This window comes from Staphylococcus sp. HMSC072E01 (assembly GCF_001814125.1).
Classification (GTDB): Bacteria; Bacillota; Bacilli; order Staphylococcales; family Staphylococcaceae; genus Staphylococcus; species Staphylococcus hominis.
The window spans coordinates 100460-117558 of the sequence record NZ_KV814964.1; the positions used below are offsets into that span (position 1 = coordinate 100460).

Genomic DNA, 17099 nt, shown 5'->3' on the forward strand with positions numbered 1-17099 from the left:
TTATTAAAAGATTATTCTAATTACATAAGTAAATAATGAGGTGTTCATGTGAAAAAAACAAGTAGAATAATTGCATTCATACTCATTGTAGCGCTACTGTTTGTAGGTATGGGCTTTACATATAAGAATGTAGTTAAGAATGTAAATCTAGGTTTGGATTTACAAGGTGGTTTCGAAGTGTTATATCAAGTTAAACCACTTGGCGGTGATGGTAAAATCGACGATAAGGCTTTACAATCTACCGCTCAAACTTTAGAAAATCGTGTTAATGTATTGGGCGTATCTGAGCCTCATATTCAAGTTGAAGATCCTGATAGAATTAGGGTACAACTCGCAGGGGTAAAAAATCCTGATGAAGCTCGAAAAATTTTGTCTTCACAAGCAAATCTGACTATACGTGATGCTGATGACCACGTTAAATTAACAGGTAAAGATATTGTACAAGGTTCTGCAAAACAAGAATTTAAACAAGGTACAAACGAACCTGCAGTCACTTTTAAATTAAAAGACCGTGCGAAATTCAAAAAAGTTACAGAAGAAATTTCTAAAAAACAAGAAAATATGATGGTAGTGTGGTTAGACTATAAAAAAGGTGATAGCTATCATAAAGAGTTGGAAAAACCTGAAGATAAACGGAAATACGTTTCAGCCGCTTCAGTAGATCAACCCATTAATTCAGACAGTGTAGAAATTTCAGGTGGCTTCCAGGGTCAACAAGGCGTAGAACGTGCTAAGCAAATTGCAGAATTATTAAATGCAGGTTCATTACCAGTTGATTTAAAAGAAGTTTATTCTAATTCTGTAGGTGCACAATTTGGTCAAGATGCATTAGATAAAACAATCTTTGCATCAATGGTTGGTGTTGCAATTATCTATTTATTTATGGTAGGTTTTTACAGATTACCAGGTATTGTAGCAGTGATAGCTTTAACAGTATATGTTTATTTAACATTAGTAGCATTTAACTTTATTTCAGGTGTACTTACATTACCAGGTTTAGCTGCATTAGTATTAGGTGTTGGTATGGCTGTAGATGCAAACATCATCATGTATGAACGGATTAAAGATGAACTTAGAGTAGGACGAACGCTTAAACAGGCTTATTCTAAAGCAAATAAAAGTTCTTTCTTAACAATTTTTGATTCAAACTTAACAACGGTTATAGCAGCAGCAGTATTATTCTTCTTTGGTCAAAGTTCAGTTAAAGGATTTGCTACGATGTTATTATTAGGTATTTTAATGATATTCATCACAGCTGTCTTCTTATCAAGAGGACTATTATCACTTTTAGTTTCTTCTAATTACTTTAAGAAGAAATATTGGATGTTTGGTGTAAATAAAAATAATCGCCATGATATCAATGAAGGTGTAGATGTTCATGACTTAAAAACAGCTTTTGAAAAATGGAATTTTGTTAAATTAGCAAAACCATTAATTGGAGTAAGTATTTTAATTTTAGTAATTGGTATAATTATTCTAAGTATATTTAAACTTAATTTAGGTATTGATTTCTCATCTGGTACAAGAGTAGATCTTGATTCTGATACGAAGTTATCTCAAACGAAAGTTGAACGTACGATTAAAGATGTTGGTTTGACACCTGATCAAATTCAAATTAATGGTAATGACAATAAACAAGCAACAGTTCAATTTAAAAATGATTTATCTAAAGATGAAACTTTGAAACTTAATAAAGTCATTAATGATCAATATGGTCATAAACCGACAGTGAACACAGTCTCTCCAATGATTGGTCAAGAGTTAGCTAAAAATGCAATGAAAGCATTAATTTATGCAGCTATTGGTATTATTATCTATGTTTCATTAAGATTCGAATGGAGAATGGGGCTTTCTGCTGTCTTAGCATTACTTCATGACGTATTTATTATCGTTGCTTTATTCAGTTTATTAAGACTTGAAGTAGATATTACATTTATCGCTGCAATCTTAACGATTGTAGGTTACTCAATAAATGATACAATTGTTACTTTCGATCGTGTAAGAGAAAATCTTCATAAAATTAAAGTCATAACAGAACCTCATCAAATCGATGATATTGTTAACCGATCTATTAGACAAACGATGACTCGTTCTGTTAGTACAGTTCTTACAGTCGTTGTAGTAGTTATCGCCATACTGATCTTTGGTGCATCAAGTCTGTTTAACTTCTCATTAGCATTACTTATTGGATTATTATCTGGTGTATTCTCTTCTATCTTTATCGCAGTTCCACTATGGGGCATCATGAAGAAACATCAGTTGAAAAAATCTGAAAACGGTAAGCTTGTAGTTTATAAAGAGAAAAAATCAAATGATGAAAAAATCTTAGTATAATTAAATATATGATATAAAATTAGTGGAAGAAACAAAAGAATTCTAATTGAATTCAGTGTTTCTTCCTCTTTTTATTTATTCTTTTTTTAGGTATAATTGCTTGTGGAAAAAGGAAGGATAACTTTATGATTCAATCTAAATATAAATGGCTTTATGAAGCACCTAAACAAAATATATCGTCTGAGATTATTAAGGAATTTAATTTATCTCCTATTGTAAGAAAGATTTTAGAAAGTAAATCGATTACACAGTACGATGAGATAAATACATTAATTAATGGTACAAATAAAAAGCATGATTCATGGCTAATGAGTGATATGCAAAAAGCTGTTGATCGAATTAATTTAGCGATTGATAAAAATGAAAGAATATTAGTATATGGAGACTATGATGCCGATGGCGTAACATCTACAACGATATTAGTTCAAACACTGCAGAAATTGGGCGCTGAAGTCGGTTGGTATATTCCTAATCGATTTAGCGAAGGTTATGGTCCAAATAAATACGCCTTTCAAAATGCTTACGATGAAGGCGTATCACTTATTATTACAGTCGACAATGGAATACAAGGTCATGAAGAAATTGAAATGGTACAAGCATTAGGAGTCGATGTAATTGTTACAGACCATCATGAAATAGGCCGTACATTACCAAAAGCATATGCCATTATTCATCCTATGCATCCAGAATTTGAGTATCCATTTAAATATTTATGTGGAGCCGGTGTCGCATACAAATTATCGCAATGTTTAATAGATCATCCTCCAGAATATTTCATAGTTCTTGCAACTATTGGGACGATTGCAGATTTAGTGTCACTGACTGATGAAAACAGAACGATTGTTCAAGAAGGTCTTAAATATTTAAATCAATCCTGTCCATTTCAAATTCAATCATTATTAAATCAAGCAGGATTTAATGATGAGATAGATGAAGAAACAATTGGTTTCATTATTGGACCTCGTTTAAATGCGGTAGGTAGATTAGAAGATGCGTCATTAGCAGCGGAATTACTGATGGCAGAAGATTCTGAAGAGGCGAATTTTTTAGCTGAACAAGTAGAGGCATTTAACATTGAACGTAAAGATATTGTAGCTCAAATAACAGAAGAAGCCCTATTGATGGCTAATGAAAAAGTTGAAAATGGCGACAAATTTTTACTTTTAGCTAAAGAAGGATGGCATGAGGGAGTATTAGGTATTGTGGCTTCAAAAATTGTAGAAACTTATGCTTTACCCACTCTTATTTTAAATATAGATATAGAACAACATCATGCAAAAGGTTCAGCTAGAAGTATTGAACAAGTGTCTATGTTCGAAATTTTAAGTGCACATCAAGATTTGATATCTAAATTTGGTGGTCATCATATGGCAGCTGGAATGACGATGGAGATTGATAATATTGATGCATTATCAAAAGGATTAAATGAGTGGATGGTTCAGCTTTCTAAACATACTTCTTTAGAACCAACAAAACATATTACGACTAAACTTTCAGAAGATGACATTACTGTATCAAATATTCATGATATTAAAATACTGAAACCGTTTGGTACTGATTTTGAAAAACCTTTGTTTGAATTGGATGATACAGAAGTTAATGATGTTAAAGCGATTGGAAAAGATAAAAATCATTTAAAATTAGTAACTGGTCAAGCTAAGTTACAACATTTATTTTGGAAAAATGGTGGTTTAATTACACAAATAGAATTAGGCCAACCTGTCAATATCATAGGACATTTACAAATAAATGAGTGGAATGGCAATCAGACACCTCAAATGATGATACAAGATTTAGCGACTCAAAATGAGCAAATATTAGATTATAGAAGTAAACGTAAACAACTTAACATTGATACGTCATCTAAAAATGTTGCTTTTGTCATTCATTCTAAAAAAGAGAAGCTAGGGGAGAATTATTTCCACTACGGTGAAACAATTGATTCATCATATAATACGATTGTATTTCGTGATTTACCAACTGATTTAGATAGTGTTAAACAATCTCTAAAACATTTAGAATACTCACAACTCTATTTAGTATTACACCATCAACATTCAATTTATTTCGAGGGGTTACCGAGTAGTCATCTATTTAAACAAAGTTATAAGGCACTATTCATTAGGAAAGAAATGAATTTAGAAAAAGAAGGTTTACAATTATGTCAATACTTAAATATTAAGCCAAATACTTTAAAGTTTATTTTAAAAGTATTTCTTGACCTAAGTTTTATTTACGAAGAAAATGGTATAATCAAAATAAATGATAATCCAAGTAAACAATCTATTGAGTCGAGTCAAGTTTATAAATCGAGACAGTCAAGAATTGAAGTTGAAAAATTAATGCTTTATGATGACTTTTCACATCTTAAGAATTGGATTAAAGCTCAAAAAGCGTAACGCATAGGAGGAAATTTTTAAATGGATTTAAAGCAATACGTATCTGAAGTACAAGGCTGGCCTAAACCAGGTGTTAGTTTCAAAGATATTACAACTATTATGGATAATGGTGAAGCATACGGTTATGCAACTGATCAAATTGTAAAGTATGCAAAAGATCGTAACGTTGATATTGTTGTAGGCCCTGAAGCAAGAGGATTTATTATTGGCTGTCCAGTTGCGTACTCAATGGGAATTGGATTTGCACCTGTAAGAAAAGAAGGAAAATTACCACGTGAAGTTATTCGTTATGAATACGACTTAGAATATGGGACAAATGTTTTAACAATGCATAAAGATGCAATTAAACCAGGACAACGTGTTTTAATCACTGATGATTTATTAGCGACAGGTGGAACAATCGAAGCGGCTATTAAATTAGTAGAAAAATTAGGTGGTATTGTTGTTGGAATAGCTTTTATTATTGAATTAAAATATTTAAATGGTATGGAAAAAATTAAAGACTATGATGTCATGAGTTTAATTTCTTACGATGAATAGTCATTAATTTAGTAATTAGATTAATATATACTTTAAAGCGAGTGTAGGAATTCAGATTGAATACTATCTCGCTTTTTTATTTATCGTTGTATCATCATTAATCTAATCACATTTATTTATTTAAAAACTTGTAGTATTATATAACTATTATTTAAACTAAAGTTAATCTTTTAGAGATTTTAATACTTTTGTTAAAATTACATTAATACTCACGCATCTTTAATTAATAGGAGTGGTACTCGGATTAATTAAGTAATGAAAAGAAATTTCTTGATTTTCAATGATTCGGTTATCGGTAGAGTATTTGAAATATTAAAAAGTCGGGGTGTCATATATTGAATAACGAGTATCCATATAGTGCTGATGAAGTACTAAATAAAGCTAAATCCTATTTATCAGCAGATGATTATCAATATGTTTTAAAAAGTTATCATATTGCTTATGAAGCACATCAAGGACAGTTTCGAAAAAATGGGCTACCTTATATCATGCATCCAATTCAAGTAGCAGGTATATTAACAGAAATGCGCTTAGATGGACCAACAATTGTAGCTGGCTTTTTACACGATGTGATAGAGGATACACCATATACATTTGAAGACGTAAAGCATATGTTTAATGAAGAAATTGCACGAATTGTAGATGGTGTAACGAAGTTAAAAAAAGTTAAATACCGTTCTAAAGAGGAACAACAAGCAGAAAATCATAGAAAGTTATTTATTGCGATAGCTAAGGATGTTCGTGTCATATTAGTTAAATTAGCTGACCGCTTACATAATATGAGAACGTTAAAAGCAATGGCTAGAGAAAAACAAATTCGTATTTCCAAAGAAACATTAGAAATCTATGCACCTTTAGCGCATCGTCTAGGTATTAATACCATTAAATGGGAATTGGAAGATATTGCGTTACGTTATATTGATAGTGTTCAGTATTTTAGAATTGTTAATTTAATGAAGAAAAAACGCAGTGAACGTGAAGCATATATTCAAAATGCTATGGATAAAATTCAAACTGAAATGAATAAAATGAATATCCAAGGTGAAATAAGCGGTCGCCCTAAACATATTTACAGTATTTATCGTAAGATGGTAAAACAAAAAAAACAATTTGATCAAATATTTGATTTATTAGCTATACGCGTGATTGTGAATTCAATTAATGATTGTTATGCTATTTTAGGCCTAGTTCATACATTATGGAAACCGATGCCAGGTCGTTTTAAAGATTATATCGCTATGCCAAAGCAAAATATGTATCAATCATTACACACTACTGTTGTTGGACCTAATGGTGATCCTTTAGAAATTCAAATTCGAACATTTGAAATGCACGAAATTGCTGAGCATGGGGTGGCAGCGCATTGGGCATATAAAGAAGGTAAAACAATAAATTCTAAAACACAAGATTTCCAAAATAAACTTAACTGGTTAAAAGAGCTTGCAGAAACTGACCATACATCTTCAGATGCACAAGAATTTATGGAATCACTTAAATATGATTTACAAAGTGATAAAGTATATGCATTTACGCCAGCAAGTGATGTGATTGAATTACCTTATGGCGCAGTCCCTATTGATTTTGCTTATGCCATTCATAGCGAAGTTGGTAATAAAATGATTGGCGCAAAAGTTAATGGTAAAATTGTGCCTATAGATTATATACTTAAGACAGGCGATATTATAGAAATTCGCACAAGTAAACATTCATATGGTCCAAGTAGAGATTGGTTGAAAATTGTTAAATCATCTGGAGCAAAAAGTAAAATAAAAAGTTTCTTTAAAAAGCAAGATCGTTCTTCTAATATAGAAAAAGGTAAATTTATGGTAGAAGCGGAAATTAAAGAACAAGGTTATCGAGTTGATGAGATTCTAACAGAAAAAAATATTGAAGTCGTTAACGAAAAATATCATTTTGCCAATGATGATGATTTATATGCTGCAGTAGGCTTTGGTGGAGTTACTGCATTACAAGTAGTGAATAAATTAACAGAAAGACAGCGTATACAAGATAAACAAAAAGCATTAAATGAAGCACAAGAAGTCATTAAAACGTCACCAATTAAAGAAGATATCATTACAGATAGCGGGGTTTATGTCGAAGGATTAGAAAATGTTTTAATCAAACTATCTAAATGTTGTAATCCAATTCCTGGTGATGATATTGTTGGATACATCACTAAAGGACATGGTATTAAAGTTCATAGATCAGATTGCCCAAATATTAAAAATGAAAACGAGAGATTAATTAATGTCGAATGGGTTAAATCAAAAGATTCAACACAACGTTATCAAGTAGATTTAGAAGTCAATGCATATGATCGAAATGGGTTACTCAATGAAGTGATTCAAGCCGTAAATTCAACCGTAGGAAGTATTATTAAAATGAATGCACGATCTGATATTGACAAGAATGCAATCATTACAATTAGCGTTATGGTTAAAAATGTAAATGATGTATTTCGTGTAGTTGAAAAACTTAAACAATTGAGTGATATTTATACAGTTTCTAGAGTATGGAATTAAAAGAGGTGCTAAGATATGAAAATAGTTGTACAAAGAGTAAAACGAGCATCTGTCACTAATAAATCTATTCATAACCAAATTGAAAAAGGTTATTGTTTATTAGTAGGTGTTGGGAAAAATTCGACGGAAGCTGATATAGAAGTATTAGCGAAGAAAATTGTTAACGCACGTTTGTTTGAAGATGAAAACGGGAAATTAAATTTAAATATTCAACAAATTAATGGTGCAATTTTATCTATTTCTCAATTTACACTTTATGCAGAAGTTAAAAAAGGTAATAGACCAGGTTTCTCACAATCCATGCGACCTGAAGATGCCAAAATATTATACGATAAGTTTAACTCTGAACTTCAAAAGTATGATATTGATATTCAAACTGGTGAATTTGGGACAGATATGGACGTAGAAATTATTAATGATGGTCCCGTAACGATTATATATGAAAGTCAGGATGGCAAAGTAATATGAATAAATTAGATACATGGTTAACTAAACATGATCTAAAAAATATGTTGACGTTAGTAGTAGTGTTATTATTTATTCTTTTTATAATATTATTATTTATGTTTATGAATCATAATGATCAAGATAGTAATAGACTAACAATAACGGAAGATGCAGAAATAAGAACAGGTCCTAATGCAGGCTATCCGGTGATATATAAAGTTGAAAAAGGAGATAGTTTTAAAAAATTAAAGACTACAGGAAAATGGATTGAAGTCCAAAATGCTAAAGGAGATAAAAAAGGATGGGTTGCTGGTTGGCATACGAGTTTGAATATTAAAGCTGATGTCAATAAACAGGAAAATCCTTTTAAGAATAAAACTGTGGTACTTGATCCTGGTCATGGAGGTAGTGATCAGGGAGCCTCAAGCTCCACGGCTCTTAAATCTCTCGAAAAAAACTATACTTTGAAAACAGCACTTGAATTAAAACGTGCATTAGAAAAAGCAGGAGCGCATGTTAAATTGACGAGAACAGATGATAGTTATGTAAGCTTAGATAATAGAAAAGCGACAGGCGATGTATTTATAAGTATTCATAATGACTCATTAGATAGTCATAATGCTAATGGCGCTACTGTATATTGGTATCAAAATAGTCAAAAAACATTAGCAGAAATATTAAATGCGAATATTCAAAAAAAGTCATTACTTTCTAATCGTGGTGTTCGTCAACAAAATTATCAAGTTTTAAGACAAACGAATAAACCAGCTGTGTTACTTGAATTAGGCTATATAAGTAATCCTACTGATGAAAAAATGATTAGAAATCAATTACATAGACAGGTTGTAGAAGAAGCAGTCGTAGATGGATTAAAACAATATTTTGCTTCATAATACTTGCAAACTTTTCCTAAAATCGGTATCATAATCAGTGAACTTTATAAATAATACCGTTTGTATTCTTGAAAAGACTAATGAAATAGTGGACAATCATATTGATTGTGAAGAGAAGTAATCCTAGGCTGAAAGATTATACTAGTACATTGGTATCTTTGAACACAAGAAAAGGTGCTTTGATAAAATAAAGCCGGTTTGCGTACGTTACACGTGATGAGTGGAGAATATTTTTATTCTCAATTAGGGTGGCAACACGGCATATCGTCCCTTATATAGCATGAAGCTATATAAGGGACTTTTTTATTAAAGAATTTTAATAGTTAACAACAATTTAGAAGGAGTGATTGTATGATTAAGATTCCTAGAGGAACGCAAGATATTTTACCTCAAGAGTCTGCAAAGTGGCGATATATTGAAAATAAATTAGATGAATTAATGAAATTATACAATTATAAAGAGATACGTACCCCAATATTTGAAAGTACTGACTTATTTGCAAGAGGTGTAGGAGATTCTACTGATGTCGTTCAAAAAGAGATGTATACGTTTAAAGACAAAGGCGATAGAAGTATCACATTAAGACCTGAAGGAACTGCAGCAGTAGTGCGATCATATATTGAAAATAAAATGCAGGGTGAACCTAATCAACCTATTAAGCTTTACTATAATGGACCAATGTTTAGATACGAACGAAAACAAAAAGGACGCTATCGACAATTTAATCAATTTGGTGTAGAAGCAATAGGAGCAGAAAATCCAAGTATTGATGCAGAAGTATTAGCAATGGTAATGCATATATATGAATCATTTGGTTTAAAACATCTAAAACTAGTGATTAATAGTATAGGAGACCAAGCATCTCGTAAAGAATATAATGAAGCATTAATTAAGCATTTTGAACCTGTCATTGATACATTTTGTAATGATTGTCAATCACGTTTGCATACAAACCCAATGAGAATCTTAGATTGTAAGATTGATAGAGACAAAGAAGCAGTTAAACATGCTCCAAGAATTACAGATTACTTAAATGATGAATCAAAGGCTTATTATGAAGCGGTTAAACATCATTTAGATCAACTAGATATCAATTATGTTGAAGATCCTAATTTAGTGCGTGGACTTGATTATTATACTCATACGGCATTTGAACTCATGATGGATAATCCAAATTATGACGGTGCTATTACTACACTATGTGGTGGAGGTCGTTATAATGGACTTCTTGAGTTATTAGATGGTCCTAAGCAAACAGGAATAGGTTTTGCCCTTAGTATTGAACGATTACTTCTTGCACTTGAAGAAGAAGATATAGAATTGAATGTAGATGAAGATTTCGATTTATTTGTAGTAACGATGGGTAAAAAAGCAGAACAATATAGCGTGAAACTTTTAAATGATTTAAGAAAACATGGCGTGAAAGCTGATAAAGATTACTTAAATCGAAAAATTAAGGGACAAATGAAGCAAGCTGATCGTTTAAATGCTAAATATACGATTGTAATAGGTGACCAAGAGCTAGACAATAATAAAATTGATGTTAAAGAAATGTCTACAGGTGAAACAAAAACAATTCAATTAGATGAAGTAGTTAGTTTCTTTAATAAAGAAAAGGAGAATAAATAATGGGTAAAAGAACAACATACTGTGGTTTAGTAACTGAAGAATTATTAGGTCAGAAAGTAACACTAAAAGGTTGGGTTCATAATCGACGTGATTTAGGAGGCCTTATTTTTGTTGATTTACGTGATAGAGAAGGAATTGTACAAATTGTATTCAATCCAGATTTTTCAAAAGAAGCTCTATCTATTGCTGAAACTGTAAGATCAGAATATGTGGTCGAAGTCGAAGGTTCAGTCACTAAAAGAGACCCAGAAACAGTTAATCCAAAAATAAAAACGGGTCAAGTAGAAGTTCAAGTATCTCATATTCATATAATTAATAAATCAGCGACACCTCCATTTTCAATTAATGAAGAAAATCAAAGTGTTGATGAAAATATTCGTCTTAAATATCGCTATTTAGATTTAAGACGACCAGAATTAGCTCAAACATTTAAAATGAGACATCAAACAACTCGATCAATTCGTCAATATCTTGATAATAATGGTTTCTTTGATATTGAAACACCCGTATTAACAAAATCTACACCAGAAGGTGCGAGAGACTATTTAGTGCCATCTCGTGTACATGAAGGCGAATTTTACGCTTTACCACAATCACCACAATTATTTAAACAATTATTAATGATTAGTGGTTTTGATAAATACTATCAAATTGTAAAATGTTTCCGTGATGAGGATTTACGTGCTGATCGTCAACCTGAATTTACACAAGTAGATATCGAAATGAGTTTTGTTGATCAAGAAGATATTATTCAAATGGGCGAGGAAATGCTTTCTAAAGTTGTAAAAGATGTAAAAGGTATTGATATCCAAACACCATTCCCTCGTATGACATATGATGAAGCAATGAGACGATATGGTTCTGATAAACCAGATACACGTTTTGGTATGGAATTGCAAGATGTGTCTCAATTAGGAAAAGAAATGGATTTCAAAGTATTTAAAGATACTGTAGAACACGACGGAGAAGTTAAAGCAATTGTTGCTGAAGGTGCTGCAGATAACTATACACGTAAAGATATGGATGGATTAACAGAATTTGTAAATATCTATGGTGCTAAGGGTCTAGCTTGGGTGAAAGTTGTAGATGAAGGCTTAAGTGGTCCGATAGCAAGATTCTTTGAAGAAGAGAATGTTAACACATTAAAAGAATTAACAGGTGCTAAACCTGGAGATTTAGTAATGTTTGTTGCAGATAAGCCAAATGTTGTGGCACAAAGTTTAGGTGCACTTCGAATTAAAATTGCAAAAGAATTAAAATTAATTGATGAATCAAAATTAAACTTCTTATGGGTAACAGATTGGCCTTTATTAGAATATGATGAAGATGCTAAACGTTATGTTGCTGCGCATCATCCGTTTACATCACCTAAAGAAGAAGATATTGCTAAACTAGACTCTGAACCAGAAAAAGTTCAAGCAAACGCTTATGACGTAGTATTAAATGGATACGAATTAGGCGGTGGATCAATCAGAATATCTGACGGAGAATTACAAGAAAAAATGTTTGAAGTTTTAGGATTTACTAAAGAACAAGCTAGAGATCAATTTGGTTTCTTATTAGATGCCTTTAAATACGGCGCACCACCACATGGAGGTATTGCTTTAGGTCTAGATAGATTAGTTATGTTACTTACAAATAGAACTAATTTACGTGATACCATCGCTTTCCCTAAAACTGCTTCTGCAACTTGCTTATTAACGGATGCACCAAGTGAAGTATCAGATAAACAATTAGAAGAATTATCGTTAAGAATTCGTCATTAATCTTCATTTTTAAAGTAGAATAATTTAGTGCTAAATTGGGACGGAAATTGAATTTCTGTTCCAATTTTTGTATAAACTAACTTAAATTTTAAATAACAATAATTATATTATGTAAACTAATATATTTAAAAATATTTTAATACATAAAATATCTCCATATAGTATTTAAGGATTTATTTAATAAGCTCTTTATGATAAAATATGTCTATAAGATAGTCATCTGTGTTGTTCGTATGTTTGCTTTTTATTTGGGCCTAACACTTTTTGATCAGGGAGCCCAATAGGTTTTCTTGCAGCGCACACGCCTCATTTGGAGGACTTGCAAAACAAGAAACAGGGCACCCACCTGTATATAGCAGGCCGAATGATCAAGCTTTTTATAACTACGGCAACTACGGACTCTATCGGTACGTAAGGCTTTAGGCCTTACGTATTTTTTTTGCTTTTTTCTGTTAATATAGTATTAATATTTGCTAAGTAAAGGAGTTAATTATGAAACATCAATTTTCTAGAAATGAATTAGCCTATGGACAAGAAGGACTAGATTTACTAAAAGACAAGACAGTAGCGGTCTTAGGGGTAGGTGGAGTTGGTTCATTTGCTGCTGAAGCTTTAGCAAGAACTAACATTGGTCACATTATTCTTATTGATAAAGATGACGTAGATATCACTAATGTAAACCGTCAAATTCATGCATTAACTACTACCATAGGTCAAAGTAAAGTAACATTAATGGAAGAACGAATTAAACTCATCAATCCAAATTGTAAAGTTACACCTCTTCATATGTTTTATACTGAAGAGACATATGAAGATATTTTTAATAATTACAATATTGATTATTTTATCGATGCAAGTGACACGATTATATACAAAGTTCATTTAATGAAAGAGTGTTTAGATAGAGGAATCAAGTTGATTTCAAGTATGGGCGCTGCGAATAAAATAGATCCAACACGTTTCAAAATTGCTGATATTTCAAAAACATACATGGATCCAATGGCAAAAATTATTCGTAACAAGTTGAAAAAACTTGGAATAAAAAAAGGTGTTCCTGTTGTTTTTTCAGATGAGAGTCCAATAGTTATTCGTGAAGATGTTAAGAAAACAGTTGGAGATGCAAATGCAATAAATCGAAAAGGTCAAATGCCTCCATCATCGAATGCATTTGTACCAAGCACAGTAGGTTTAATTTGTGCAAGTTATGTCGTAAATGATATTTTAAAAGATATTCCTGTACGTAGAATTAAAGATAAAGGTAACAACTAACAAAAAACCTATGGAAGAGATGAATGAAGTATTATCATCTTTTCCATAGGTTTTATTAGTTTTTATGATTTAAATTATCATACACTATTTTAAATTGTTGTTCACTTTTAGAAGTTGTTTTTGGTTCATAATATATTTTATTTTTTAAAGCGTCAGGTAAATATTGCTGTTTAATATAACCATTCTCATAATCATGAGGATATTTATAACCGATAGATCGGCCTAAGTCTTTTGCTCCTTGATAGTGACCATCACGTAGGTGATTAGGTATTTGACCAACTTTGCCTTTTCTGATATCACTTAATGCACTATCAATTGCTTTTATAGCTGAATTAGACTTAGGAGATAGTGATAATTCAATTACTGCTTGACTTAGAGGAATTCGTGCTTCAGGCAATCCGAGTCGTTCAGCTGATTGAATAGCTGCTAGTGTTCTTTGACCAGCACTTGGAGAAGCTAAGCCAATATCTTCATAACTAATGACGAGTAAACGTCGTACGATTGTTGGAAGATCACCTGCTTCGATTAATCTCGCCAAATAATGTAAAGCAGCATTAACGTCACTTCCACGAATAGACTTTTGAAATGCACTCATGACATCATAATGCATGTCGCCATCTTTATCACTGATAAAAGCACCTTTTTGTAAACAATCTTTAGCATCTTCTAAAGTAACATGACGTTGATTATTGGAAACTTTAGCACTTAATACTGCTAATTCCAAAGCATTTAAAGCGCTTCTTACATCACCATGACTTTGAGTAGAGAAATATTTTAGTGCATCTTCATCAATTTTTGGTTGATACGATTTTAAACCATTTTGATCATCATTTAATGCTCTAGTTAATGCTTGATATACATCCTTTTCATCAAGTGGATATAATTCAAAAATTTGTACACGTGAGCGAATCGCTGGATTAATTGCATGATAAGGGTTAGAAGTTGTAGCACCAATTAAAATGATTTTACCATTTTCTAAATGTGGTAATAAAAAATCCTGTTTTGCTTTATCTAAGCGGTGAATCTCATCTAATAATAAAATGACTTGTCCTGACATTTTAGCTTCTTCAACTATCATTTGCATATCTTTTTTTGTATTCGTTACTGCATTTAATTGTCTAAATTTATATTCAGTACTGCCAGCAATGGCTTTAGCAATACTAGTTTTTCCAATTCCAGGAGGTCCATAAAAAATCATAGAAGATAATTTTTTAGTTTCTACCATACGTCTTATAATGCCTCTTGGACCAACTAGATGTTGTTGTGAAATAATTTCATTTATATTTATAGGCCTCATTCTTGAAGCTAAAGGTTCTGTATTCAATTTTTTCACACCTTTCTATTACTATATTAACTGAAAAAATGATAGAATGGGACTATATTATTCGAATTAAGTGAGGTAAAACTATGAAAATATCAACGAAAGGGAGATATGGGTTAACTTTAATGATTTCCCTAGCAAAAAGAGAGGGGCAAGGGTGTGTATCATTAAAAACAATTGCTGAAGAAAATCATTTAAGTGATTTATATTTAGAACAACTCGTGGGTCCTTTAAGAAATGCTGGATTAATTCGAAGTATTCGTGGCGCTAAGGGTGGATATCAATTAAGAGTCCCATCTGAAGAAATTTCAGCTGGCGATATTATTCGCTTATTAGAAGGACCTATTACTATTGTAGAAAGTATAGATTCTGAACCACCAGCACAAAAAGAATTATGGTTGCGAATGAGAGATGCTGTTAGAGAAGTTTTAGATAATACAACATTAAAATATTTAGCTGATTTTGTAGAATCAGATAACGATTTAGATGGTTATATGTTTTACATTTAAAAATTTAAATGAATTATGTTTAAAACTTTTTTACTGTGGTATTGGATTAAAGTAAGTAAAAATTACTTATTAAAAATTAAATGCTTAAATTCGAAAGGAGAATTTCAATATGGGATTCATGGATAAAGCAAAAGATGCAGCAGAGAAATTTAAAAATAGCGATAACGAACAAGTAAATAAAGTAAAAGATAAAATTAATGAATATACTGGTGGAAATAACGACAGTAAAGATGACAAAAAAGACAATAAATAATTAAAATTGTGAGTGATGATTTTAGTCATCACTCTTTTTTTATGAAAAATTTAAAACCTGTTGACAATTTATTTATGTTCAACAGGTTTTAATCAATATTATTTATTTAATTTTTGAATTACTCGTTTAAAACGCTCATATGATTCAAATTGTCTATCTTGGTCATAAATATAGCTTACGGCCATTATTTCATCAATATCACCATATTCCTCTAAAAATGCTTCTAATTTAGCTTTTACAGTTTCTTCAGAACCAATAAGAGAATCATCAAATCTTTGTTTTGCCATTTCATACTCTCTCGGTGTTAAAAGACCTTTTAAATCATCAGTTGGTGGTTGAACTGGTTGCATTCTTCCTCGAGCAATACTAATGAATACTTGTGCTAAAGAACTAGCTAAATATTCTGCTTCTTTATCAGTTTCTGTCACGATAGCATTTAAACATACAATCATATATGGTTTATCTAATGCTTCAGATGGTTCAAATAAGTCGTGATAAATTTCAATTGCTTCTTTCATTTGCTGTGGTGCAAAATGACCTGCAAAAACATAAGGTAGACCTTTTCTAGCTGCTAAATGTGCAGAGTCAGTTGATGATCCGAGTATATATAACGGTACATTTTTATCTACCGCAGGATAAGCCCTTACATAAGCTTGTTTATTTCCTGGACCAAAATAAGTTTGTAATTGTTCTACTTCTTCAGGGAAAGCATACACACCATTATGTTGATCTCGTCTCAATGCACTTGCTGTCATCATATCAGTACCAGGTGCTCTACCTAATCCTAAATCTACACGATTGGGATAAATGGTTTCTAAGGTGCCAAATTGCTCAGCAACAACTAAAGGTGCATGGTTTGGAAGCATGATGCCACCTGAACCAACTTTAATATTATGAGTATGTTCAAGTGTATGTTGTATTAACAATGATGTAGCTGAGCTTACTAAATTAGGTGCATTATGATGTTCTGCAATCCAATAACGCTCATAATCTAATTCATCTAATTTCTGAGCTAAAGCCACCATATCATTAATTGCATCTTTATCAGTTTGACCTTCTCGTATAGGAACTAAATTTAATGCAGAAAATTTTATATCAGACATAGACTATTTCTCCTTTTTATCTTTATTATCTAATAGTTTAACAACTTAAAACAATTACAGTTATTAAATTGCTCATACTTAAAATGATTATTGAAAGAAAAATAGTTAATA

Annotated in this window: 13 protein-coding genes and 1 other RNA gene; 12 read left to right on the forward strand and 2 right to left on the reverse strand. The window is 31.4% G+C overall.

Features of this window, described 5'->3' with window-relative positions; all coding sequences use genetic code 11:
- Window positions 1–48 precede the first annotated feature (48 nt).
- From secDF to HMPREF2953_RS05350, 10 genes are all read left to right on the forward strand, one after another.
- Window positions 49–2334 (forward strand): protein translocase subunit SecDF, encoded by a 2286-nt coding sequence (secDF, locus tag HMPREF2953_RS05305; protein ID WP_070672157.1) that lies wholly within the window; start codon window positions 49–51, stop codon window positions 2332–2334.
- Between the two features lie 125 nt (window positions 2335–2459).
- Entirely contained in the window at window positions 2460–4733 is a 2274-nt protein-coding gene (recJ, locus tag HMPREF2953_RS05310) for a single-stranded-DNA-specific exonuclease RecJ (RefSeq protein WP_070672159.1), read from the forward strand.
- Between the two features lie 21 nt (window positions 4734–4754).
- On the forward strand, window positions 4755–5273 hold the full coding sequence (locus tag HMPREF2953_RS05315) for an adenine phosphoribosyltransferase (protein ID WP_002448963.1): 519 nt from the start codon (window positions 4755–4757) through the stop codon (window positions 5271–5273).
- Window positions 5274–5608: 335 nt separating this feature from the next.
- Window positions 5609–7798 carry a RelA/SpoT family protein gene (locus HMPREF2953_RS05320; RefSeq protein ID WP_049434667.1) on the forward strand — a complete coding sequence of 730 codons (2190 nt, stop codon included), beginning with the start codon at window positions 5609–5611 and terminating at the stop codon, window positions 7796–7798.
- Between the two features lie 15 nt (window positions 7799–7813).
- Window positions 7814–8266: a D-aminoacyl-tRNA deacylase gene (dtd, locus tag HMPREF2953_RS05325; protein ID WP_019835426.1), complete on the forward strand. Its 453-nt coding sequence runs from the start codon at window positions 7814–7816 to the stop codon at window positions 8264–8266.
- Window positions 8263–9138 (forward strand): N-acetylmuramoyl-L-alanine amidase family protein, encoded by an 876-nt coding sequence (locus HMPREF2953_RS05330; protein WP_070672161.1) that lies wholly within the window; start codon window positions 8263–8265, stop codon window positions 9136–9138. Before dtd ends, HMPREF2953_RS05330 begins: the two co-directional genes overlap by 4 nt.
- 351 nt (window positions 9139–9489) lie before the next feature.
- Window positions 9490–10767 (forward strand): histidine--tRNA ligase, encoded by a 1278-nt coding sequence (gene hisS / locus HMPREF2953_RS05335; protein ID WP_049336017.1) that lies wholly within the window; start codon window positions 9490–9492, stop codon window positions 10765–10767.
- Window positions 10767–12533: an aspartate--tRNA ligase gene (aspS, locus tag HMPREF2953_RS05340; protein ID WP_049336019.1), complete on the forward strand. Its 1767-nt coding sequence runs from the start codon at window positions 10767–10769 to the stop codon at window positions 12531–12533. The genes hisS and aspS overlap by 1 nt, the downstream gene beginning before the upstream one ends.
- 214 nt (window positions 12534–12747) lie before the next feature.
- Window positions 12748–12938, forward strand: a non-coding RNA gene (gene ssrS, locus HMPREF2953_RS05345) — 6S RNA.
- Between the two features lie 87 nt (window positions 12939–13025).
- Window positions 13026–13802, forward strand: coding sequence for a tRNA threonylcarbamoyladenosine dehydratase (locus HMPREF2953_RS05350; RefSeq protein WP_002455249.1), 777 nt, complete (start codon window positions 13026–13028; stop codon window positions 13800–13802).
- A 55-nt stretch (window positions 13803–13857) separates the two neighbouring features.
- Here HMPREF2953_RS05350 and HMPREF2953_RS05355 read toward each other — a convergent pair whose 3' ends face one another.
- On the reverse strand, window positions 13858–15126 hold the full coding sequence (locus HMPREF2953_RS05355) for a replication-associated recombination protein A (RefSeq protein ID WP_070672163.1): 1269 nt from the start codon (window positions 15124–15126) through the stop codon (window positions 13858–13860).
- An 83-nt stretch (window positions 15127–15209) separates the two neighbouring features.
- On the opposite strand from HMPREF2953_RS05355, the gene cymR reads away from it, so the two are divergent.
- Both cymR and HMPREF2953_RS11280 read left to right on the forward strand, forming a co-directional pair.
- Window positions 15210–15632 carry a cysteine metabolism transcriptional regulator CymR gene (gene cymR / locus HMPREF2953_RS05360; RefSeq protein ID WP_002448977.1) on the forward strand — a complete coding sequence of 141 codons (423 nt, stop codon included), beginning with the start codon at window positions 15210–15212 and terminating at the stop codon, window positions 15630–15632.
- Window positions 15633–15741: 109 nt separating this feature from the next.
- Window positions 15742–15885 carry an SAS049 family protein gene (locus HMPREF2953_RS11280; protein WP_017176172.1) on the forward strand — a complete coding sequence of 48 codons (144 nt, stop codon included), beginning with the start codon at window positions 15742–15744 and terminating at the stop codon, window positions 15883–15885.
- Window positions 15886–15983: 98 nt separating this feature from the next.
- Here the strand turns inward: HMPREF2953_RS11280 and HMPREF2953_RS05365 are convergent, their stop codons facing one another.
- Window positions 15984–16988 carry an LLM class flavin-dependent oxidoreductase gene (locus HMPREF2953_RS05365; protein ID WP_049336022.1) on the reverse strand — a complete coding sequence of 335 codons (1005 nt, stop codon included), beginning with the start codon at window positions 16986–16988 and terminating at the stop codon, window positions 15984–15986.
- Between the last annotated feature and the right edge of the window lie 111 nt (window positions 16989–17099).